The sequence below is a fragment of the Bacillus cereus group sp. Bce019 genome, assembly GCF_051781745.1.
Lineage (GTDB): Bacteria > Bacillota > Bacilli > Bacillales > Bacillaceae_G > Bacillus_A > Bacillus_A cereus.
This window is the reverse complement of the sequence record NZ_JBPWJX010000004.1, coordinates 54,260-75,788: the sequence shown is the minus strand read 5'-3', so window position 1 is coordinate 75,788 and position 21,529 is coordinate 54,260. Positions and strand designations below refer to the sequence as shown.

Sequence of the window (21,529 nt, the reverse complement as noted above, 5' to 3'; positions counted from 1 at the left end):
CCTTATTTAACCGTTAATGTTATATTGTCAATTAATCTTACATTTTCAAACTTAACTGCAATAGCTAAAATGATTCTTCCTTCGACTTTCTCTACCATTGTTAATGACGGATATGCATATAAATCCGCATAATCTACAGTGCCTTTCGTATGCGTCTCAATATAATCTTTCACAAGATTTGTAATGATTTCCGGATTACGTTCACCTGCCTCAATTCTTTCTTTCGCTATACATAGGCTGCGGTATAAATGAAGAGCTTCTTCACGTTCATCTTGTGATAGGTACACGTTACGAGAACTTTTCGCTAAACCATCTTCTTCCCTTACAATATCAACTGGTACGATTGTAACTGGAATATTGAAATCAGTTACAAATCCTTCAATTACTGCAACTTGTTGAGCATCTTTCATACCGAAATAAGCACGCGTTGGCACCGTAATATTAAATAGTTTCATCAGTACAGTTGCAACACCAGCGAAATGACCAGGTCTTTGTTGACCGCATAATACGTCCGTGCGCTTCACAACTTCTACTGTTGTTGTTTGTTCTGCTGGATACATTTCTTCTACACTCGGATAAAATAAATAATCTACACCGTTTTCTTTTGCTACATTTTCATCTCTATCAATATCACGAGGGTATCGATCTAAATCTTCATTTGGGCCGAATTGTAGCGGGTTTACAAATACACTTAAAACTACAATTTTATTTTCTTCTCTTGCCTTACGTAATAAAGTAGCATGGCCTTCATGTAAATAACCCATTGTTGGAACAAAACCAATACTCTTTCCACTTGCACGAAGTTCGCTTGTAATTTGCTGCATCTCTTGCACTGTAGTTACGATTTTCATTATTGTTTTCCTCCGTATAACGCTAAGCATTCTTCCTCTTTCATTGTGAACGAATGTTTTTCTTCAGGAAATTGCCTTGTCTTTACTTCAGTAACATATTGTGAAATCCCACGCACAATCTCCTCTTGAACAGACGTATATTGCTTCACAAATTTCGGAACACGATTTACGCCGTATGAGATAAGATCATGATAAACAAGCACTTGTCCATCTACTTTTTGTCCTGCACCAATCCCAATTGTTGGTATTGTTAGTTGCTCTGAAATAAGTTCTGCTAACTGCATTGGTACACATTCTAACACAAGCGCTATTGCACCAGCTTCTTCACATTTCTTTGCATCTTCTATTAATTTTTTTGCACTCTCCGCATCTTTTCCTTGCACTTTATATCCACCCAACACTCCTACCGATTGAGGGGTTAAACCTAAATGCGCTACAACAGGAATTCCTGCGTTCGTCAAATATTGAATCGTCGATATAACTTCTCCAGCACCTTCTACCTTCAGTGCGTGTGCCCCGCTCTCTTGAACGATGCGACGTGCATTCACCATCGTTTCTTGTAATGATACGTGATACGACATAAATGGCATATCAGTTACAATAAACGTCTCTTTCGCTCCACGGCGTACAGCTTTCGTATGATGAATCATATCCTCTACTGTTACAGGTACTGTTGAATCGTATCCGAGTACAACCATTCCAAGAGAATCTCCAACTAGAATCATATCAACTTCAGCTTCTTCTGCTAATTTAGCAGATGGATAATCATACGCCGTTAGCATTGTAATCGGCTCACCTTGCTCTTTCATCTTCAAAAAATCTGTTTTTGTTTTCAAAAACTACTCCTCCTTTATGCAGGAGAGAGGAGATGGCCGAAATCATATAAAAAACCCCTCTGACCATAAAAGGGCAGAAGGGTTGTGTGTTAGTCGGCATTATTCATCCCTCTGTCCCAGTCCGTTATTGGATCAAGGCAGAATCCAAGTTATTATTTTTCGTATGACTTCGAATCATGGTGCAGTTCGCTCTGATACTGCCCACATTCGAACTAATTATAGCAAACTACAAAAAGGAATTACTACATTTTTTTGAAAAAATAATTTTTTATTCTTATTACGGTATATGAAATTTAACACGAGAGTATATATGCTATACAGTTTTTATGGAGAATTCTATCCTGAAAAGATACATGTTTTTTCAACGCATGCTAAAAAAGTCCAAGTTAATTTTTTCTGTAATCCATTTAACTGTATAGTATAACTCTTAAACTAATGATGCAGATTAATTGAGGAAAGTACTTAACAAAGGAGAATTGCATATGAAAAAAATTTATTATCATGTTACAAATTCAACTCAAAACTATTGAAATAAAAAGAAGTTCCAAAAGAGGAACTTCTTTTACTTAATTTCAATATCTGCAGAATGAATATGATGTACTTTCCCCTCATGATCCTCCAGAAGTAATACACCATCCTCTGTGATTCCTTTTGCTAACCCCGTAATTGTCTCTCTCATCGTTCGAGCGGTAATTTCTTTCCCGATGCTCACAGCGTAACTTTCCCAAAGAATTTTAATGACAGAGAAACCATTTTGTAAATACTCTTCATATAATTTTTCTAGTTGTAAATAGATTTGTTGCATAAGTTCTGCACGAACAATCGGCTTACCTGATTCAATCGCTAATGAAGTAGCAATGTGCTGAATTTCTTCATCAAAATGTTCTTGCTTTTGATTCGCATTAATACCGATGCCCATAATGACAGCATTAATTTTATCAGGATCCGCTTGCATTTCTGTTAATATACCTACAGCCTTTTTACCTTGAATTAAAATATCATTTGGCCATTTTATTCCTACGTTTACACCCGTGCATTTTTCAATTGCCTGTGCAACACTAACGGCCGCTAACAAAGTAAGTTGCGGTGCATGATGAACTGGGATTGATGGGCGTAAAATAATACTCATCCAAATCCCTGTTCCTTTTGGTGAATGCCATTTTCTGCTTAAACGACCTCTTCCCGCTGTTTGTTCTTCTGCTACAACGACAGTTCCTTCTTCTGCACCTTCATAAGCAAGTTTTGCTGCAATGTGCTGCGTTGATTCAACAGTTTCTTCAAAATACACTGTTCTACCAATCCGCTTCGTTTGTAGCCCTAACTGAATTTCATTAGCGGTCACTTTGTTTGGCTTACTTGCAATTCGGTAACCTAATCGACGCACAGCTTCAAGTTCATATCCCTCACTCCGCAGATCCTCCATATGTTTCCACACAGCAGTTCTTGAACAACCAAGTTTATCACTAATTGTTTGGCCGGATACAAACTCGCCATCCGCTTCAGAAAAAACTTGCAATAACTGCTTTCTTATAGTAGATTGCATCCTTGTAGCCACTCCCTTATACGCTCTTTCTCATTAACTACGTTTCCTTGTACGATTGCTTCTTCGATTTTCTGAAGCATCTCAGCAACCCACGGACCAGGCTTTTTGTTTGCCCAGTTTAATAAATCATTACCAGTCACATTCATTTCTTGACGCTCCTGGATTGGCAATGCATGAAACATTGATTGTACTCGTTCAACAGATGTAGGGCCATAGCGTTCAATCATCGCTTCATATACTCTCTCTGCCATTTCAGCGATATGAATTCCCGTTTTATAAAGAAGGACTGTATCCCAATCCTTCTCCTTTCTAGTACGGATTGTCAATAAAACTGCAACAATATCTTTTATTTTTTTATTCGAAAACTTCCATTGACGTAAAAAGACAGATGGATGTTCTTCTCCGATACAATATAAGAAAAATGCCCACGCCTCAATATCCGTTTCGAAAGAATCCCATTTATACTGCGTAGCTTTTAACAGTCTCTCTTCTGACATTTGTAAATATGGCAAATGAGAAAATAGCTTCGTCTCTACTAATTCTTTGAGACCTTTCACACAATATGTACCAGTTAACAGTTTCTCAAACTCTACTGTAATACGCTCAATTGCTATATGTTCTAGCAAATGCCCATACGTTTCAATCGCTTGCTTCGTTTTCATTTCTAATGAAAAACCTAACGTGCTTACAAACCGAATACCACGCATCATTCGCAGGGCATCTTCTTGAAAACGATCCGCAGCATTTCCAACTGTCACAATTTCTCTCTGTTGAATGGCTTCCTGTCCAGCAAATAAATCGACCATTTTGCCTTCTTCTGTCATAGCAATTGCATTCATCGTGAAATCACGACGTTTTAAATCCTCTTCTAATGAACGAACAAATTGAACACTACTAGGTCTTCGAAAATCTTCATATTCGCTTTCTGTTCGAAAAGTAGTTACCTCATAGGGCTCACCATTTTCTACAACAATTACAGTTCCATGCTCAAGACCAACAGGAACATTTCTTGGGAATATAGCCATCACTTCTTCTGGTAGAGCAGATGTCGCAATATCAATATCTCCAATCGGCCTATCGATAATAAGATCTCGTACGCTCCCACCAACAAAGTAAGCCTCATGTCCTTGTTGCTTTAATGTCTCAATAATAGAACTAGCTTTTTTAAATCTTTCCATTTTTGTCATCCCTTAGTACGTCATAGTAAATCGTTTCATATTGTGAAACAATTTTTTCTGAGCGAAATTGCTCATAAACACTTTCTCTTGCTCGTTCTCCCATATTACGGTGAAGTTCCTCGTCCTTTAATAGCTGAATAGCTTGATTTGCCACTCCTGTTGTATCGCCAACTTCACATAAATATCCTGTTTCCCCGTGTTGAATAACCTCTGGAATACCTCCAACCCGCGTTCCGATACAAGGTACACCACACGCCATTGCTTCTAATAAAACAAGACCAAAACTTTCCTTCTCTGATAGAAGCAACATTAAATCACTCATCGCAAGTAGTTCTGCAACATTATCTTGCTTCCCTAGGAATAAAACGCGATCTTCAATATGTAAATTCTTCACTATCTGTAAAATCGTACAGAATTCTGGTCCGTCTCCAACAAGAAGCAACTTCGCATCTACTTCTTTAACAATTTTAGCAAATGCCTGAACAACATCCTGCACACGTTTCACTTTACGGAAATTCGAAATATGAATAAGTACTTTTTCACTCTCACTTATACCATATTCTTTCTTTAATTGAGACATATTACGCTTGAAATATACACGTTCGTCTATAAAGTTATATACCGTTTGAATTTCTTTACTTGGTTTTACAAGCTCATGTGTTTCGTTAATTAATGAATGCGAGACAGCAGTAACAACATCCGATTGCTCAATACCAAAACGAATTAAATTATTTAACGAAGGGTCGGAACCTAACACAGTAATATCTGTTCCATGTAAGGTTGTAACAATTTTAATACGCTCTCCGATCATTTGTTTTGCTAAATATGCACAAATTGCATGTGGTATTGCGTAATGCACATGTAAAATGTCTAAGTTTTCTCTTTGTGCAACCTCGGCCATTTTACTTGCTAACGCTAAATCGTATGGTGGATATTGAAATACAGAGTATTGATTTACCGTCACTTCATGAAAATAAATGTTTGGATATACTTTATTTAACCGGAATGGTAAACCCGATGTAATAAAGTGAATTTCATGCCCACGTTCCGCCAATTGCTTTCCTAATTCTGTTCCAACAACTCCAGAACCACCTACAGAAGGATAACATGTAATACCTATTTTTAATTTCATTTACATCCCCCTAATAAATCAGCATGTAATAAAACCGGTTTCTTACTCATAAATCCCTCGGCATACAAGACTCCAACTTCTTTTCCAAACATCTTCTCACGAGCAATCACAGTTTCAACGTAACCTTCTGTTAACGGTGTCTTAACACCATCACTCCCTGTTGAAAACTGACTTTCATACGCTTCTAATGCTTCCACCTTTATAGAGAGGTACTCACTTATATCTATACAAAAATTCGGTTTGTGAAAACCATTAATCATATAATTATAAAAAGACTCCACACGATGTGGTGAAAGTTCCGGCATATATTTACGGATTCCTGCTGAAAAAATAGCCTCTTCCACAAGCTTTGCACAATTTGCATGATCTGGATGGCGATCTTCATAGTACGGCGCAAAAACTAGTTTTGGTTTATATGTACGGATCACCTTGACAATTTCACGTATATACTCTTCTTTCATATACAAACCTCGGTCTGGCATCGCTAAATTCAGCCTCGTTTTTACTCCCATTATACGAGCTGCGACCTTCGCTTCTTCTTTTCTCAACTCTATCGTTCCATTTGAAGAAAGATCAGCTTCTGTTAAATCACAAATACCTACTTCATACCCTTGCTTTGTATATTTAGCGATGGTACCAGCCATGCCGATTTCAACATCATCGGCATGAGCACCAAACGCTAATATATGTAATCCACTCATAATTGTTCCCCTCATTTTCTTAACTTACGATAATCTAAATCTCCTCGCTCTAATGCGTGCATTAACATTTCAGCACTTGCCATATTCGTTGCAAGTGGAATCGCATATACATCACATAAACGAAGTAATGCATTCACATCCGGTTCATGCGGCTGTGCTGTTAATGGATCGCGGAAGAAAATCACCATATCTAAATCGTTCTTTGCAATCATTGCACCAATTTCTTGATCTCCACCAAGAGGGCCAGATTGATATCTTGTTACAACTAATCCAGTCGCTTCCATAATGCGAAGCCCTGTCGTTCCTGTTGCAAATAATTCATGTTGTTCAAAAATTGGTTTATATGCGTATGCAAACGAAACCATATCATTTTTCTTTTTGTCATGTGCGATTAAGGCAATTTTCATCCGTTGTCTCCCCTTTAGTCGATAATATTTTCTAAACCGTACACAAGATGATCAAGGTTCATTACTGTCTCAATTGATAGTTTTACACCTGACATAAATGATGCACGATTGAATGAATCATGACGAACTGTTAACATTTGTCCATCTCCACCAAACATTACTTCTTGGTGTGCAATAAGCCCTGGCAAACGTACACTATGAATGTGAATACCGTCTACATTTGCACCTCGTGCACCTGCTAGTTGCTCTACTTCATTTGGATGACCTTGCTGCTTTGATTCACGATTTTGGCGAATTAACTCTACCGTTTTTACAGCTGTACCAGATGGTGCGTCTAATTTTTGATCATGATGTAATTCAATTACCTCAACATCTTGGAAATATTTCGCTGCCATTTGTGAGAATTTCATCATAAGAACTGCACCAATTGCAAAGTTTGGAGCAATAATTGTTCCTACTGCTTTTTCTTTTGCATTCTCTGTTAAACGTGTCAATTCTTCTTCTGTAAATCCAGTTGTACCAATAACCGAACGAAGTCCACGCTCAACTGCAAGTGTAACGTGTTGTTTCCCCACTTCTGGTGTTGTTAAATCTAACAACACATCTGCTTCTACTTCATCTAAACAAGTATGTAAATCAGCGTAAATCGGCGCATGTAATGCTGGCATGCCAGGTAAATTAGAAATCTTCTCACCACCATGCTTATAATCCACTGCTGCTACTAAATTAAAATGTTCCGTTCTTTCCATAAGAAGGACTGCTTCATGTCCCATACGTCCTCTTGGTCCGGCGATAATTACTTTAATTTCTTTCATTATTCTTTCTCTCCCTCATCAATACGTGTCCAGCGATCTTTATCACGTGTATTAAATTTATTCATTACAATGTTATGTGCTGTCTCTAAATCAATATTTAAACTATTTGCCATACAAATCATAACAAATAATACATCTCCAAGCTCTTCTTCAATACTTCTTTCTTTTTCAGTTGTTTTCTTCGGTTTCTCACCATAATAATGATTTACCTCTCTTGCAAGCTCTCCCATTTCTTCCGTTAAACGAGCCATCATTGCAAGCGGACTGAAATAACCTTCTTTAAACTGACCAATATATGCATCTACTTCTTTCTGCATATCTTTCATCGTTTTTGCTTCCATACTATTCACCTCTAATCCTTCCTCTTTCATGTTAGCCAATTCATCGCGATTTGACAAATATTATTCCCCGCCAAACACCTATTTGCGACCCATTTTTGGATAGACTATAATAAAGTGAAACTTCTTTTGTGATTTTTTTGCAAAAGATTAGTTGAACTAATCGGGTTCCTACGGCTGGTTTGCCTTTCTTCAGAGGTTTATCTCCTACCAGCCGTTGGTACGGGGTAAAGTGAAACTTCTTTTGCGATTTTTGCAAAAGATCAGCCCACACCAATCGGGTTCCTACGGCTGGTTTGCCCCTCTTCTTTGCTTCATCTCCTATCAGCCTTTAGAGCGGGATAAAGTGAAACTTTCTTTTGCACTTTTCACAAAAAATCAGCCCACATCAATCAGGTTCTTACTATTTTTACTAGCAACTAGAAATTACTTATTATTATGTTTTACCGTTTCAGCGGAGCAATGCAATCATTACATAATTAGGGGGATTTCTATATGACATCAAAATTGAAGATGCGAAATATTATTTTTATTTTAATTGGTTCCGCTATATTTTCTTTCGGTATTGTCAATATCAATATTGAAAACCACCTTGCAGAGGGTGGGTTTACTGGTATTACACTATTATTGTATTTTTTATTTAAGTTTGATCCTTCCTACTCAAACTTAATTTTAAATATTCCTATATTTTTTATTGGCTGGAGGTTACTTGGCAGAACGACATTTTTATATACATTAATTGGAACCTTTAGCGTATCTTTATTTCTATGGATTTTCCAGCGTTACGAAGTACTCAACTTACATTTAAACTTGCAAAATGATATGACACTCGCAGCTTTATTCGCCGGGGCATTTATCGGTATCGGCCTTGGAATAATATTTAAATATGGCGGGACTACTGGCGGTGTAGATATTATCGCACGACTAGCGCACAAATATGTTGGCTGGAGTATGGGGAAAACAATGTTTATGTTTGATGCTGTCGTTATCGTCGTCTCTATTCTTACCTATTTATCATACCGTGAGGGCATGTATACGCTAGTTGCTGTTTTTATCGGTGCTAAAGTCATTGATTTTATGCAAGAAGGAGCTTATGCTGCCAAAGGAGCGACTATTATCTCAGAGAAAAACGATGAAATTGCTGCCAAAATTTTATCTGAAATGGAGCGCGGAGCAACCTTTTTAAAAGCTGTTGGATCGTATACAAAAGTGGAACGTAATGTATTGTATTGCGTTGTTGCTAAAAATGAAATCGTGAAATTAAAGAATATCATTACTTCTGTAGATCCTCATGCTTTTGTCGCTGTAAGTGATGTACATGATGTAGTTGGTGAAGGGTTTACGTTAGATGAAAATAAAAACCCTTTACATAATTAAATATAACTAGAAAAGCGCCTTAGCTTTTCTAGTTTTTTATTACAAGTCTTTTAAGCTTCTCAAAATCCTCATGAATAAGCTCCAATAAACTCCGATTATAAAAAATGGAAGCTGGATGAAAAGTCGGAAAAACATGATATTCTTTCTCTGACCATGTAAACTCTGCACTTTGCATATCCTTTAATTTTTGAATGGGCTGTTTTAATAATTGCCCGTGTACATCTGTGATTTTTTTATTTTTTCCTGTTAAACGTTGAAGACCGATATTTCCAAGCGTGACGATAAGCTTCGGATGTATTTTCTCTAATTCATAATCTAACAAAGGCGCATGGGCAACTATTTCTCCCTGATTTGGCGTTCTATTATACTTTTTTTGTATGATTTCACCATTTCGTTCTTTTTTCTCTCGCCATTTATAAGGTCTACTCCGAACAGCGCTCGTAATATATACTTCTTCCCTTGTAACGTGGATACGCTCTAAAAAAACCATTAATTGTTTTCCCGCCCTCCCGCTAAACGGAATCCCATTATGAATTTCTGTTTCACCAGGTGCTTCTCCTAACAACATAAATTTGGGATTTTCAGGACCTTGTCCACTTAAAAAACCTTCTAGTTGATAAGGAGCACTACGCTCTTGTACTTGTTTTACTAAATGGTCTGGATATTTCATTTCCCCCACCACCTTTCCGCATTACTTCTATTATTTCTATTTGCAATACATTATATAATTCAATCCACACAACAAAAAAAGACTATCAAAATTGATAGTCTTTAGTCGTCGCTACGCTGCATACCAGTATACATTAATACGAGACGTAATAATTCAAATACCGCTACAGCTGCAGCTGCTACATATGTTAATGCTGCCGCATTTAATACTTTACGAGCTTGCCCATATTCATCTGTTGATACAATACCTAACGCTTCAATTTGTTGCATTGCGCGCTTTGACGCATCAAACTCAACTGGCAATGTAACGAGCTGGAACACAACACCTGCTGCCATTAAAATGATACCTAATAACAATAGTTTTGACATTGTCGCAAATATACCAATCATAATAAATACCCATGATATATTCGATCCAAAATTAGCCACAGGAACTAACGAATGACGAATACGCATAAAGTTATAATCTTGTGCATCTTGAATTGCGTGTCCTACTTCGTGTGCTGCAACTGCTGTACCAGCAACTGAATGTCCATAATAGTTATCTGTTGATAATCGAACCGTCTTAGCGGTTGGATCATAATGGTCTGATAAATGACCTGGTGTTTCTTCTACAGCTACGTTGTATAATCCATTTTCATCTAAAATTTTTCGAGCCACTTCCGCTCCTGTCATACCTGATGTTGAATAAACTTGTGAATACTTGCTATAGGCACTACGTACTCTTGACTGTGCATACAACGGTATGATCATTATGATCGCGAAGTAAATTAAATAAAACATCATGAACCTCCATTGAAGTTTTAATTATAGTACTTCTCATTCTATTTTCTTCTGCCACTATTGTCAATGAATAAACCTTACAATCCATATCTTTATTTATTGCATTATCTATTTTTAGAATGTACATTACTTTTTCTTTTTTCTCTCTCTCCTTTATACTTTCTCCATCCAACATAAGTTAATGTGAATAAAATAAGTCCCCCAGTAATTGTCATAAACCAAATGAGAGAGGGTGCAATTTCATCTTTTTTTACTGTGTGAAATATCTTTTGCAAATCCCCTTTAATAATCCCTAATTGCATTTGGCCGCCTTTCGTTTTTAACATAACGTTACGAAATTCATCTAAATAAGATAAATGAACATTTACACGCTGGACCTCGTTTTCTGGCAAAGCAATCATTAAGCTTGGATAAATAATATTGAATTCATTTAAAAACGTATTTAACGTTTGTTGAAACTGCCCAGCATCTTCTTTTTCCATCGCTTTTTCCATTTGAGAAAAGGCATCCATTACTTTCCTTTCTCTTTCCATCCAAAGTGGTTGATATTTCGATACTTGTGCATCAACAGCAAGTTGTAATGCCAGCACATTATCAATTTTAGCTTGCTTACCTAAACCTTCTTCAGAGAGCGATTGTTGCGCCTTATCGTAAGCTAAAGAAATAACTCTAACTTGATCTGGTGTTACTTCCTGCTTCTTTTCATTCCCCTTTATTAAAAACTGCTCCGAGAAATGTTGTAATACTTGTACCGCTTTTTCATCTTCATTACGCTTCACTAACTGTAACGAGTCGTCTAACAACCCTGTTAGCTCATTCCACTCTTCAGCATATATACGTAACGGAAACATTATAATTAGAAATGCTATCAATCCAATTAATGTTCTCTTCATCCCGGTCCCCCCTTAACTACTAGTACAAAATATGTTAATTTGGACAAGAATAGAACAGAACTAGACCGAAAAATATATTATCGTTTTACAAAGAAAAAAATTCTCTTTAAGCAGAGAATTTTTTCTGTGACATCCTTTTCTTTTTTACGAGATATCTATATAAGCTGTAACAAAGTATACTCCCACCTAAAATGAATAATAAAATAGCACACGCAGCATGCATAAAGAACTCTTCTGGTAACATTAATATAATTGGATCCTTTTCAGGATCAAAAACCCAATAATCATTACTAAATAAAAGTTTATGGAATAATACAAAACTCTTTTCAAAATTAATAGCAATTGGTAACATAAGCGCTATCGGAAAAATGATTGTTAAAATCGATCCGTGCAGTAAAAACTTTTCATTTTTCTTTTTTAATAAATAAATTCCGCCTATCACTGCAATCATAATTGTCGCATACATCACATATTGAATCTTTACTAAAATATTTTTAACATCTACAAAATGAATACGGCCATTTGTGGACATATCTAATGTGGGCAAATGTAATGCTCCGTCATAAAACGGGGATAAATATGTAATAAGCACATCGTAATTTCTTTTAATTTCATCCTTCGTCATATCCGCTAAATCAGGAATATTTAAAAAATCAATTTCAAAATAATACAACCATTTTCCATATACAACTGCCGTTGTTGCGAGTGCAAAAATAGAAAATGCTATGCTATATGAAACAACTAAAGTAATCAATCGATCCAATATTTTTGTACCACTCTTATTTTTCTCCATGTTCTCCCCCTAAATGTTCTAACCATCATAAAGAAAATTGTTTTCTTTGCTCACGTAAGCAACAATAATATGTAATACATAGTACAGCAATACTTAACCAAAACGTAAAATAACCAATTCCCTCTACAAACAAATGCATAATTCCATATCGCGGCATTTGCCAAAATAAATAATCAATTGCATCGTTATGCAACGTCCACACAGCTGCTACTATAAAATGCCATTTTTTTATACGATAGAATGGAGCATATAAAAATCCTTGTATTGCCATCGCGAAGTGCGAAAGCATTAACATGTAGCCCATAAGGCCTATAGGCCCTTTTACGTAAATCATAATCGCGTTTACAACAACAGCCCAAATACCATATTTTATTAAAGTTACAATCGCTAACGCTTCTATTAATCCCCAGTTTCTCTTTGCCAAAAAAGCAATTAAAACAAAGACAAAAAAGAGAGTCGCCATAGGACTATCTGGTACAAACGGCCAAAATATAGGTGACGTTTCTTTCAATTGATTTCCGTACCATATAAATCCATAAATTGTACCTAATAAGTTAACAATTAATAAAAATAATAATACCGAGCGTTGTCTTAACATTGCATACAAGTACACCAATCCGTATGTCCAACACCTTTCAAGCAAAGTAATTCATTCACTAAATCCTACTCTATTATAACAAACTTCATCCAACTAAATAGAAAAGCTGACTACAAATTTTGTAGTCAGCTTTTTTATTATTTTTTATTATACTTTGCAACGAATTCCGAAAGCTTCTTCAGTTCCTCATCCGTACCTTTAAATACACCTTTAGGCATTGAACCTTTTCCCTCTTTCGCAATTTTAGCAATTTCTTCTGGCTTTAAAGTTAAGTTTTGCAGTGCCGGTGCTGCTGCCCCGCCTTGTAAATTGTCACCATGACATGTTAAACAAGTATTTTTTTGCATTAATTTATAGCCATCATCATTTTTATCAACTGGCGCTGTTTTTACAATTGCTCCTTGTTTTTTTGCAGCTTCCCAGTCGTGGTGTGCTACAGATTCCCAAGTTAAAAAGATAATCGATGCAATTGCTAAAAGCATAAATCCAGTTGCCACAGGACGCTTCAATGGACGTCTTTCTGGACCTCGATCAAGAAATGGAGCTAACAGTAATGCTCCAAACGCAATCCCTGGCATAATAAATGCTCCAATTACAGTAAATGAACCGGAAGCATACGAATACTTTAATAACTGATACAAGAATAAGAAATACCAATCTGGAAGTGGTATATATCCAGCATCTGTTGGGTCCGCCATTCTCTCAAGCGGCGACGGATGCGCCACTGTTAAACATAAATAACCGATTAAAAAAACTGCACCAACCATCCATTCTTTTAACAAGAAGTTCGGCCAAAATGCTTCTGTTTTCCCTGGGTATTCAGAATAGTCTTTTGGAATATTTGGTTTCCGAGCTACTGGTACCCGAGAATCTCCTACAAACTTCATCCCTTTGCCGCGGTGCATAATCTCCCTCCTTTAGTTCTTTCCCCTTTAATTTAGCAATCTCTTATAGTGGACCGGAAATACCTTGTTTGCGAATCATGATGAAGTGGAAGGCCATTAAACCTAGAAGTGCTGCTGGTAAGAAGAAGACGTGAATAGCAAAGAAGCGAGTTAATGTTTGAGCGCCAACAATTTCGGAATGACCAGCGAGTAATGTTTTAATATAAGGACCAATGAGCGGTGTTTGCTCTGCAATTTGAATCCCTACTTTTGTAGCAAATAAAGCTTTCATATCCCACGGTAATAAATATCCGGTAAAACCAAGACCTAACATAACAAAGAAAATAAGAACACCAACAATCCAGTTTAACTCACGGGGCTTTTTATACGCACCTTGGAAGAAAACTCTGAGTGTATGTAAAAACATCATTACAATTACGAGACTAGCACCCCAGTGGTGCATACCACGAACAATTTGCCCATAAGCAACTTCATTTTGTAAATAGTAAACTGATTCCCAAGCATTTTTAATATCAGGCACATAATACATCGTCAAAAACATTCCAGATAAAATTTGAATTACAGTAACGAAAAAGGTAAGTCCTCCAAAGCAATAGACGAATGCAGAAAAGTGATGTGCCGGGTTTACATGTTCAGGTACTTCATGATCAGCGATATCACGCCATATTGGTGTAATATCTAATCTTTCATCCACCCAATCATAAATTTTATTTAACATCTACTTTGCACCCCCTCTTGGCTTCGCTTTTCCTAGATACAGCGTTCCATCTTTCACTTTAGACTCGTACACATCAAGCGGAGCAAGGGGTGGCGTACCTTTAATGTTAATCCCATCTTTTGTATAACGACCCCCGTGACATGGGCAAAAGAATTGATTCGGATGTGCTTTGTCCGAATTCCAGTTAACTGTACATCCTAAATGTTTACATACTGGAGAGAACGCAACAATGTCTCCGCTTTCATCTTTATGAACCCAAGCTGATTTTGGTTCTTCAGACTTGTACCAACCATCAACCTGCTTCACTTTAAAATCGAAACGCTTCGGCTCTGTTGTAATATCCTTTACTTGCGCAACAGCAACCATATCCGTTCCCGCTTCTTTTCTTAACACCGGATCAAGCGCAAATCGCGTCATCGGCATTAAAATACCGGCAGCCATAAAGCCTCCTACCCCTGTGAGTGTGTAATTTAAAAATTGTCTTCTTGACACGCGATGTTCTTTCTCGCTCACGAAAATTTCCCCCCTCTATCAGAAATTGTCCCCTCGTGATAAATTATATAAAAAATAAAAACTAGGACACTATCATGATATAATACGCTCATGCACAGGTCAATATCATACTACTCATAATAATAAGAACTTTCTGTTTATTATGAGTTTCCCCATTTCTCTTCCAACATCACCATTATATTTTTTATATGTGCATGAATAACTTCTCTTTTTGCTTGATCACTAAATTGTTCTAATGCTAATGAAGGAAACCAAAACAAATCTCCCTGTAACTCTTGCATATCCTCTTTCCATGAAAAATCACTTGTAACATAAGCAATATGCTTAAAACCTTCACTTCGTAAATGATTTGTCCATTCTTGCAAACGACCTTTTTCATTCTTTTGACTTTCTACCAAATACGTAAACGCAGGCAGTAAAAGCACTCTTCCCTTATACTCTCTTTCCAATTCCGTGCTCAACAATTCGATAAATTCACCTTGTTCTACAACCATTTTCATTTCTTTTGCTGCCGAAATTGATAACAGCGGTATTACTCCTGTATCAACATACTCTCTTGCTTGCTCAAACTGTTCCACATCTTTTACAATCCACTTCAAATTCCTTCCCTCCTTCACTTACAAATGACAGAACTTTCACTTTATATATATTAAACCATACTAAAAGAGGTAAAAAAAGAAAAACTACCCAATATAGGTAGTTTTTCTTGATGAAAGTCTGAAATTTGTAAAAATTTATTAATCCAAATAAATTCTATAAAGTTTTTAACTCTGCCGTTAATCTATGAAACGCTTCCTTATCTTGCTTATCTAACGCTTCATCAATTTGTTTCAAAAGGCGTTCTCTCCTAAACGAAAATACACTTTCTTCCAAAAACCTTTCTGCAAGTAAACGATCTTTTTCATTTACTTCAATATGCTTTGGTAGATATGGGTTTTCTTCTAATACAGCTACATAATTCGCATTTTGAAACGATGATTTAAAGTTGAGTTGAATATAAATATCCTCATCTCGATTTAAACGAATATCATGAAACGATTTTTCAGCATCTGTTGTCATAACATTTTGTTTAAAAAAGTGAAACGGTGTGTCTTTCACACAATTCGCTGACATCACTAAGCCACGCGGACAATATTTTGCATGCTCTACGAAGTGGACTTTATGCATCAATTGGTCGTGACTCATTAAATAATTCAGAATCCATACACATTCACGCTGTTTCAGTTGGTAATTATTCAAAAACCATTTTACAAAATCCTTCTTCTCGTTTACAGAAACAGGGGTATTCATAGCAATTAAGTCCCTCCTCTGTCTTTCTCTTTTCTTTTTAGATTCAAGAAGCGGCATTCAGTTTCCTTCCAACTTATGAAAAATCCTCTAAATTATATAACAACTCTTCAATATGAATTTGTGTCGGGTCTAGTTGTAATAACTGGGTAAATACTTCTTTCGCCTCTTTTCGTTTTCCTTCTTCCAATAAGAAATAACCGTACTCTTCTAAGAAGTCTGGATGATTCTTAAAAGAAGTATATGCACTTTCATAGTGTTTTAATGCATCCGAATACATTTCTAATTGTTTTTTTGCATACGCAAGATCCCAAAGTAGTTGTGTATCTGGTTCTCCACTATCAATAGCACGCTCTACAATTGCAATTAACTCTTCGTACTTTTCTTGTTCTTTTAAGATATATGCATATTTTAATGTTGCACCTAAATGCCCTGGATCTAACTCAAGCGCTTTTTGAAGAACTTCCTCTGCTTCTACTATTTTTCCTAATTTCGCCGCAATGTTCGCTAACTCTACATAAAATGGAACTGAAAGCTCATCTACTTTAATTCCTTCATGAAGCGTTTCATAGCTTTCTTGAAGCATTCCTTCTTTTTCATAGCTTTTCGCTAAATACATGTACAGTGATGCGTACTCAGGGTCTAATTCTTTTAGTTCTTGCCAAGCACCAATTGCTCTCTGATATTCTTCACCTTGGTATAATGTGAAGGCATATCCAAATAATGAGTGAATATCTTTTTGTTCCTCTAGGCCTGCTTCATAATAAGAAATCGCTTCTTCCCAGTTTCCGATCGCGCTTAACGTTTCTGCGAGGCGAAGTGCGATCACAACACCACCCATTACTTTATGTTCCGCTAATAGCGATTCATAATAAGTAATTGCCTTTTGTTCTTCACCTTTACTACTATATAATTCTGCTAACCCAAACGTAATAACAGGTTCATCAGGCATCATTTCTTTCGCCTTTAATAGTTTTTGCTCTGCTACATCATCAAAACCTTGCATTTGGAATAAATCTGCAACAAGTAATAACGATTGAACATATAAATCGTCATTTTCTGGAATATCATGAAGCACTTCAATCGCTTCATCTTCTTTATCTAGATCAATATATAATTCTGCTAAAAATACAGTGAATTCACTTTCTTCTGGATACAGTAAACGTAAGTCTTCAGTAATTGCTAATGCCTCATCTGTAAATCCAAGTGTATGATAGTAACGAGCGATATCATACTTCTCTTCATCATTCGCAATTTTTAATTGTTCTTTTAATAATTGTAATCCTTTTTCTGCTTCACCATTTTCAATATATGAAACAGCTTGTTCAAACTTTTGCATAAACGTCTCCTTTAATTCTAAAAAATATTCTCTTCTGTTCATTTATCATAAGCAACTCACTGTTAGAACGCAACCTTTAGAATGAGCATGCTTCTTCTTATACTTCTTCCTACAGAGTAGTTAATTGTTCAAAAGGTTCGGATATGACACCGATACCTTATCATCATCTTCTATTGTACCGCTTTCTTTTATGACCGTGCAAATAACTTCTCTCACTAATTATCAAGCCATACAAACCGTGGTTTACAGAATAACTTAATTAGCAGTCTTCAACCTTTATTTTGAATGCGATAAAAAAGGCTCCTATAATAGGAGCCTTCACAATCTCTTAAGAATATGTTTCTTCTTTCTGTACTTGCTCATTTACAAGCTCTTTCAGTAACTCTATAATTTCATCATTTTCTTCCTTCAAACCGACAGTAATACGAATACCATCATCGATACCAAATGCAGCACCAGAACGAACGATATATCCTTTTTTCATTAATCGTTCGAAAGCTTCATTACCTGGTATACCGAGTTTTAAGAAAATGAAATTTGTTTGAGATGGATAATAGAATACGTTATATTCTTTACAAAATGCATAATACTGATTTAAACCTTCAGCATTCTTTTGCACACAATCTTGTAAAAAAGCTTGATCTTCTAATGCAGCGAGTGCTACAGATTGGGCTACAGTTGATGTATTGAATGGTAACCTAGCTACTTCTAGCTGTCCGATTAACTTCGCATCCCCAATCGCATATCCGATACGAAAAGCAGCTAAACCATATGCTTTTGAAAACGTGCGTAAAACCATAAGATTTTCATACTTTTCAAGAAGTGGTAATGTTTGCGGATAGTCTTCTGCTTCCGCGTATTCATAATATGCTTCGTCCATAATAACGAGAGCCGACTTAGGAACTGATTCTAAAAATGAAAGTAATTTTTGTTTCTCAACATATGTACCTGTTGGATTATTCGGATTACAAATCCATACAATTTTCGTTTTCTCATCTACTTGCTCTAGCATTGCATCTAAATCGTGAATACCATCTTTAAGTGATACTTCACGAACTTCTGCTCCTTCAATAACAGCATGGTGATGATATTGTGAAAACGTAGGATTCGCCATTACAACGTTTGTTCCTTCATGTAGTAACGCTCGGCTAATCATTTGAATGACTTCATCTAATCCACTACCAAATAGTAGTTGTTCTGCTTTTACACCTAAATGTTCCGCTACTTTTGTCCGAAGTTCAAAGGCATATCCATCTGGATAAAGGGCATATTGGCTCGCTAAAGAAGTTAATGCTTCTGTCACACGTGCTGAGCAACCGAATGGATTTTCGTTGGATGCTAATTTCACAATTTTTGATAAACCATATTCTCTTTTTACTTCTTCAATGTTTTTCCCAGGCACATACGCTCTCAAAGTTAACAATTGCTCTTTCACTCTCATTTTTCTTCCCCCAGTCATTTCATTCAATTTGATTACAATACGGTTATAGCCCCTTACTGTAATCTTTTGTCATAACCGTCACTATTACGAGAATACCTCTAAATGAGCACTTCACAGCACTTCGCTATCATTTTAAACCATATCTTTTTGAAATGCCTCTAACGCAATATGAACAGTCTCATCTGAAATAGATACGACATTCACTACCCCATATTCCTGCATAAGCACCATATGAATTGCTCCTGCATTTGCTTTCTTATCTTGTTTCATCAATTGAACGAGGCGCTCTACATTCAAATCTCCTGGCATTTTTGGATAGCCGTATTTCAAGAACCACTGCTTCATATCTTCATAAGCAAGATCAACCTTGTACACTTGCTCACTTAAAAATATGGCGAATAACATTCCAACCGCTACACCGTCACCGTGAGTAATATTTCCATACCCTAGCTCTTTTTCAAGAGCATGTCCTAACGTATGTCCAAAATTCAAATGAGCACGTACACCCTTCTCTGTTTCATCTTGTGACACAACATTTGCCTTTACAGGAATCGCCTTCGTTAATATATGGATTAACTTCTCATCATGAAGATCCGCTAATGTTTGCACTTCTTCTTTTAACCAATGGTATAGCTCCACATCACCGATAAGAGCATGCTTTATCACCTCTGCATAACCTGAACGCCACTCTTTTTCAGGAAGAGACTGTAAAAACGGTGTATGATATACAACTGCTTCTGGCTGATGGAATGCACCAATCATATTTTTACCTAACGGATGGTTAATCGCTACTTTCCCACCCACTGCGCTATCGTGCGCTAATAAAGTTGTCGGAACCTGCACAAAGCGAATACCACGCATAAACGATGCAGCAACAAAACCAGCTAAATCTCCAATCATTCCGCCTCCAAGTGCAAGAATTAAAGAATTTCTATCTAATTTATTTTCAAGAGCTGACGTATGAGCCGCATAGAAATTTTCGAAAGACTTCTCTTTTTCGCCACTTGGTACAACAAACGAAAACACGTGCTGCTCTACTTGTAATGCATCGATAACTGTCTGTAAATGTAGTGATGCAACAGCTTCATCTGAAATAATCATTACGTTAGATACCGCTGGCTGCATATTTTGAACGATCGTTGTTAAGTTTGACAACACTTCTTTACCAACATGTACATCATATTCTTTTGATTTCGTTTGAATATGTATGTTTCCCATTAAAATCCCCTCGCATATTCATTATGTTTCTCAATATTTTCACGAATTAGTTCCATACGATCTAATCCGAATTGTTCTATTAAAGCTGTCGCTAATTCCCAAGCCACAACCGCTTCTGCAACGACACTAGCTGCTGGCACTGCACAACTATCTGAACGTTCAATGCTCGCTGTAAAAGGCTCTTTCGTATCAATATCTACACTTTGAAGAGGTTTATAAAGTGTAGGTATCGGTTTCATCACACCGCGCACAACAATTGGCATTCCAGTCGTCATACCGCCTTCTAATCCACCTGCATTATTTGTTCTTCGTGTATATCCATGCTCCTCATTCCACAGAATTTCATCATGAACTTCACTTCCTGGTCTATGCGCTGCTTCAAAACCAATTCCAATCTCGACACCTTTAAAAGCATTAATACTCATAATTGCAGCTGCTAATTTCGCATCCAGTTTTCGATCATAATGCACGTAGCTACCTACTCCAATTGGCATCCCTTCCACAATTACTTCAACGATTCCACCAATTGAATCACCATTTGCTTTCGCATCATCAATCGCTTTCATCATTTGGTTACCAGCTTCGTCATCTAAGCAACGTACAGGAGATGCTTCGGTAATACTCTTTAATTCTTCAATTGAACTATACGTAATCTCCTTAGCTTGTACACCGCCAATTTCAATTACATGGCCCGCTACTTTAATACCAAGTTCTGCTAACACCTTTTTAGCAACCGCACCAGCAGCAACACGCACCGTCGTTTCGCGCGCTGACGAACGTTCCAGTACATTCCTCATATCTCTATGACCATATTTAATCGCACCATTTAAATCAGCATGCCCAGGCCTTGGTTTTGTCACTTTCCTTTTCATCTCTTTTTCTTCTTGCTCAGTTAAAGGCTCCGCCCCCATAATTTTTGTCCAGTGTGCAAAATCACGATTTTCAACAACAAGTGCAATAGGGGAACCTAATGTTTCTCCATGTCTAACACCACTTAAAATTTGCACTTGATCCGTTTCAATTTGCATGCGTCTACCGCGCCCATATCCCTTTTGCCTTCTAGCTAACTCTTCGTTTATATCATCTGCTACTAAAGACAATCCTGCCGGAACACCTTCTATAATCGTTGTAAGTTGTGGACCATGAGATTCACCAGCTGTAATATATCGCATACGTTATTCCTCTTTTCGTATA

General features: G+C 36.7%; 24 protein-coding genes. 1 reads left to right on the top strand and 23 read right to left on the bottom strand.

Annotated features, from left to right (window positions below; genetic code table 11):
• Positions 1 to 2 precede the first annotated feature (2 nt).
• The 9 genes from panC to ACS2QP_RS08645 form a co-directional block, all read right to left on the bottom strand.
• Positions 3 to 851: a pantoate--beta-alanine ligase gene (gene panC, locus ACS2QP_RS08685; RefSeq protein WP_000707029.1), complete on the bottom strand. Its 849-nt coding sequence runs from the start codon at positions 849 to 851 to the stop codon at positions 3 to 5.
• Positions 851 to 1,687, bottom strand: a complete 837-nt coding sequence (gene panB, locus ACS2QP_RS08680; RefSeq protein WP_000851108.1) for a 3-methyl-2-oxobutanoate hydroxymethyltransferase — start codon at positions 1,685 to 1,687, stop codon at positions 851 to 853. The genes panC and panB overlap by 1 nt, the downstream gene beginning before the upstream one ends.
• A 562-nt stretch (positions 1,688 to 2,249) precedes the next feature.
• On the bottom strand, positions 2,250 to 3,230 hold the full coding sequence (locus ACS2QP_RS08675; RefSeq protein WP_438882336.1) for a biotin--[acetyl-CoA-carboxylase] ligase: 981 nt from the start codon (positions 3,228 to 3,230) through the stop codon (positions 2,250 to 2,252).
• Positions 3,215 to 4,408: a CCA tRNA nucleotidyltransferase gene (locus ACS2QP_RS08670; protein WP_438882335.1), complete on the bottom strand. Its 1,194-nt coding sequence runs from the start codon at positions 4,406 to 4,408 to the stop codon at positions 3,215 to 3,217. The genes ACS2QP_RS08675 and ACS2QP_RS08670 overlap by 16 nt, the downstream gene beginning before the upstream one ends.
• On the bottom strand, positions 4,395 to 5,540 hold the full coding sequence (gene bshA / locus ACS2QP_RS08665) for an N-acetyl-alpha-D-glucosaminyl L-malate synthase BshA (RefSeq protein WP_000768305.1): 1,146 nt from the start codon (positions 5,538 to 5,540) through the stop codon (positions 4,395 to 4,397). Before bshA ends, ACS2QP_RS08670 begins: the two co-directional genes overlap by 14 nt.
• Positions 5,537 to 6,241, bottom strand: coding sequence for a bacillithiol biosynthesis deacetylase BshB1 (gene bshB1, locus ACS2QP_RS08660; RefSeq protein ID WP_000015673.1), 705 nt, complete (start codon positions 6,239 to 6,241; stop codon positions 5,537 to 5,539). Before bshB1 ends, bshA begins: the two co-directional genes overlap by 4 nt.
• Positions 6,242 to 6,252: 11 nt before the next feature.
• Complete coding sequence (gene mgsA / locus ACS2QP_RS08655; RefSeq protein ID WP_000684765.1) at positions 6,253 to 6,648, bottom strand: methylglyoxal synthase; 396 nt, start codon at positions 6,646 to 6,648, stop codon at positions 6,253 to 6,255.
• 14 nt (positions 6,649 to 6,662) lie between these two features.
• Positions 6,663 to 7,463, bottom strand: coding sequence for a dihydrodipicolinate reductase (dapB, locus tag ACS2QP_RS08650; RefSeq protein ID WP_438882334.1), 801 nt, complete (start codon positions 7,461 to 7,463; stop codon positions 6,663 to 6,665).
• Positions 7,463 to 7,804, bottom strand: a complete 342-nt coding sequence (locus ACS2QP_RS08645) for a nucleotide pyrophosphohydrolase (protein WP_002108639.1) — start codon at positions 7,802 to 7,804, stop codon at positions 7,463 to 7,465. Before ACS2QP_RS08645 ends, dapB begins: the two co-directional genes overlap by 1 nt.
• A gap of 492 nt (positions 7,805 to 8,296) precedes the next feature.
• On the opposite strand from ACS2QP_RS08645, the gene ACS2QP_RS08640 reads away from it, so the two are divergent.
• Positions 8,297 to 9,178, top strand: a complete 882-nt coding sequence (locus tag ACS2QP_RS08640) for a YitT family protein (protein ID WP_000202121.1) — start codon at positions 8,297 to 8,299, stop codon at positions 9,176 to 9,178.
• Positions 9,179 to 9,206: 28 nt separating this feature from the next.
• Here the strand turns inward: ACS2QP_RS08640 and ACS2QP_RS08635 are convergent, their stop codons facing one another.
• From ACS2QP_RS08635 to aroC, 14 genes are all read right to left on the bottom strand, one after another.
• Positions 9,207 to 9,848: a uracil-DNA glycosylase gene (locus tag ACS2QP_RS08635; RefSeq protein ID WP_000876873.1), complete on the bottom strand. Its 642-nt coding sequence runs from the start codon at positions 9,846 to 9,848 to the stop codon at positions 9,207 to 9,209.
• A gap of 101 nt (positions 9,849 to 9,949) precedes the next feature.
• Positions 9,950 to 10,633 carry a zinc metallopeptidase gene (locus ACS2QP_RS08630; RefSeq protein ID WP_011109966.1) on the bottom strand — a complete coding sequence of 228 codons (684 nt, stop codon included), beginning with the start codon at positions 10,631 to 10,633 and terminating at the stop codon, positions 9,950 to 9,952.
• Between the two features lie 101 nt (positions 10,634 to 10,734).
• Positions 10,735 to 11,523, bottom strand: a complete 789-nt coding sequence (gene ypjB / locus ACS2QP_RS08625; protein ID WP_000831584.1) for a sporulation protein YpjB — start codon at positions 11,521 to 11,523, stop codon at positions 10,735 to 10,737.
• Between the two features lie 106 nt (positions 11,524 to 11,629).
• A complete protein-coding gene (gene lit, locus ACS2QP_RS08620) occupies positions 11,630 to 12,316 on the bottom strand; it encodes a lipoprotein intramolecular transacylase Lit (RefSeq protein ID WP_000414378.1) in 687 nt (228 codons plus the stop codon).
• Between the two features lie 25 nt (positions 12,317 to 12,341).
• Positions 12,342 to 12,932 carry a DUF1405 domain-containing protein gene (locus ACS2QP_RS08615; protein WP_326234710.1) on the bottom strand — a complete coding sequence of 197 codons (591 nt, stop codon included), beginning with the start codon at positions 12,930 to 12,932 and terminating at the stop codon, positions 12,342 to 12,344.
• A 119-nt stretch (positions 12,933 to 13,051) separates the two neighbouring features.
• Positions 13,052 to 13,819, bottom strand: a complete 768-nt coding sequence (qcrC, locus tag ACS2QP_RS08610) for a menaquinol-cytochrome c reductase cytochrome b/c subunit (protein ID WP_000554603.1) — start codon at positions 13,817 to 13,819, stop codon at positions 13,052 to 13,054.
• Between the two features lie 43 nt (positions 13,820 to 13,862).
• Entirely contained in the window at positions 13,863 to 14,537 is a 675-nt protein-coding gene (qcrB, locus tag ACS2QP_RS08605; RefSeq protein WP_000932700.1) for a menaquinol-cytochrome c reductase cytochrome b subunit, read from the bottom strand.
• On the bottom strand, positions 14,538 to 15,050 hold the full coding sequence (qcrA, locus tag ACS2QP_RS08600) for a menaquinol-cytochrome c reductase iron-sulfur subunit (protein ID WP_001290418.1): 513 nt from the start codon (positions 15,048 to 15,050) through the stop codon (positions 14,538 to 14,540).
• Positions 15,051 to 15,190: 140 nt separating this feature from the next.
• Positions 15,191 to 15,649, bottom strand: coding sequence for a YpiF family protein (locus ACS2QP_RS08595; RefSeq protein ID WP_000871313.1), 459 nt, complete (start codon positions 15,647 to 15,649; stop codon positions 15,191 to 15,193).
• A 154-nt stretch (positions 15,650 to 15,803) separates the two neighbouring features.
• Entirely contained in the window at positions 15,804 to 16,340 is a 537-nt protein-coding gene (locus ACS2QP_RS08590; RefSeq protein WP_001095925.1) for a ReoY family proteolytic degradation factor, read from the bottom strand.
• A gap of 73 nt (positions 16,341 to 16,413) precedes the next feature.
• Positions 16,414 to 17,676 (bottom strand): tetratricopeptide repeat protein, encoded by a 1,263-nt coding sequence (locus tag ACS2QP_RS08585; protein WP_001168671.1) that lies wholly within the window; start codon positions 17,674 to 17,676, stop codon positions 16,414 to 16,416.
• Between the two features lie 328 nt (positions 17,677 to 18,004).
• Positions 18,005 to 19,117 carry a histidinol-phosphate transaminase gene (hisC, locus tag ACS2QP_RS08580; RefSeq protein ID WP_001264023.1) on the bottom strand — a complete coding sequence of 371 codons (1,113 nt, stop codon included), beginning with the start codon at positions 19,115 to 19,117 and terminating at the stop codon, positions 18,005 to 18,007.
• A 132-nt stretch (positions 19,118 to 19,249) separates the two neighbouring features.
• Positions 19,250 to 20,335, bottom strand: a complete 1,086-nt coding sequence (aroB, locus tag ACS2QP_RS08575) for a 3-dehydroquinate synthase (protein ID WP_000526819.1) — start codon at positions 20,333 to 20,335, stop codon at positions 19,250 to 19,252.
• Positions 20,335 to 21,507, bottom strand: coding sequence for a chorismate synthase (aroC, locus tag ACS2QP_RS08570; RefSeq protein WP_001269384.1), 1,173 nt, complete (start codon positions 21,505 to 21,507; stop codon positions 20,335 to 20,337). Before aroC ends, aroB begins: the two co-directional genes overlap by 1 nt.
• Positions 21,508 to 21,529 lie beyond the last annotated feature (22 nt).

Excerpts from the sequence above, each read along its gene's own strand:
- ACS2QP_RS08590 (WP_001095925.1), bottom strand. The coding sequence starts at position 16,340 with ATGAATACCCCTGTTTCTGTAAACGAGAAGAAGGATTTTGTAAAATGG.
- qcrB (WP_000932700.1), bottom strand. The coding sequence starts at position 14,537 with ATGTTAAATAAAATTTATGATTGGGTGGATGAAAGATTAGATATTACA.
- bshA (WP_000768305.1), bottom strand. The coding sequence starts at position 5,540 with ATGAAATTAAAAATAGGTATTACATGTTATCCTTCTGTAGGTGGTTCT.
- lit (WP_000414378.1), bottom strand. The coding sequence starts at position 12,316 with ATGGAGAAAAATAAGAGTGGTACAAAAATATTGGATCGATTGATTACT.
- ACS2QP_RS08585 (WP_001168671.1), bottom strand. The coding sequence starts at position 17,676 with ATGCAAAAGTTTGAACAAGCTGTTTCATATATTGAAAATGGTGAAGCA.
- aroC (WP_001269384.1), bottom strand. The coding sequence starts at position 21,507 with ATGCGATATATTACAGCTGGTGAATCTCATGGTCCACAACTTACAACG.
- ACS2QP_RS08670 (WP_438882335.1), bottom strand. The coding sequence starts at position 4,408 with ATGGAAAGATTTAAAAAAGCTAGTTCTATTATTGAGACATTAAAGCAA.
- aroB (WP_000526819.1), bottom strand. The coding sequence starts at position 20,335 with ATGGGAAACATACATATTCAAACGAAATCAAAAGAATATGATGTACAT.
- ypjB (WP_000831584.1), bottom strand. The coding sequence starts at position 11,523 with ATGAAGAGAACATTAATTGGATTGATAGCATTTCTAATTATAATGTTT.
- dapB (WP_438882334.1), bottom strand. The coding sequence starts at position 7,463 with ATGAAAGAAATTAAAGTAATTATCGCCGGACCAAGAGGACGTATGGGA.
- ACS2QP_RS08645 (WP_002108639.1), bottom strand. The coding sequence starts at position 7,804 with ATGGAAGCAAAAACGATGAAAGATATGCAGAAAGAAGTAGATGCATAT.
- mgsA (WP_000684765.1), bottom strand. The coding sequence starts at position 6,648 with ATGAAAATTGCCTTAATCGCACATGACAAAAAGAAAAATGATATGGTT.
- ACS2QP_RS08635 (WP_000876873.1), bottom strand. The coding sequence starts at position 9,848 with ATGAAATATCCAGACCATTTAGTAAAACAAGTACAAGAGCGTAGTGCT.
- ACS2QP_RS08640 (WP_000202121.1), top strand. The coding sequence starts at position 8,297 with ATGACATCAAAATTGAAGATGCGAAATATTATTTTTATTTTAATTGGT.
- qcrC (WP_000554603.1), bottom strand. The coding sequence starts at position 13,819 with ATGCACCGCGGCAAAGGGATGAAGTTTGTAGGAGATTCTCGGGTACCA.
- hisC (WP_001264023.1), bottom strand. The coding sequence starts at position 19,117 with ATGAGAGTGAAAGAGCAATTGTTAACTTTGAGAGCGTATGTGCCTGGG.
- ACS2QP_RS08675 (WP_438882336.1), bottom strand. The coding sequence starts at position 3,230 with ATGCAATCTACTATAAGAAAGCAGTTATTGCAAGTTTTTTCTGAAGCG.
- bshB1 (WP_000015673.1), bottom strand. The coding sequence starts at position 6,241 with ATGAGTGGATTACATATATTAGCGTTTGGTGCTCATGCCGATGATGTT.
- ACS2QP_RS08630 (WP_011109966.1), bottom strand. The coding sequence starts at position 10,633 with ATGATGTTTTATTTAATTTACTTCGCGATCATAATGATCATACCGTTG.
- panC (WP_000707029.1), bottom strand. The coding sequence starts at position 851 with ATGAAAATCGTAACTACAGTGCAAGAGATGCAGCAAATTACAAGCGAA.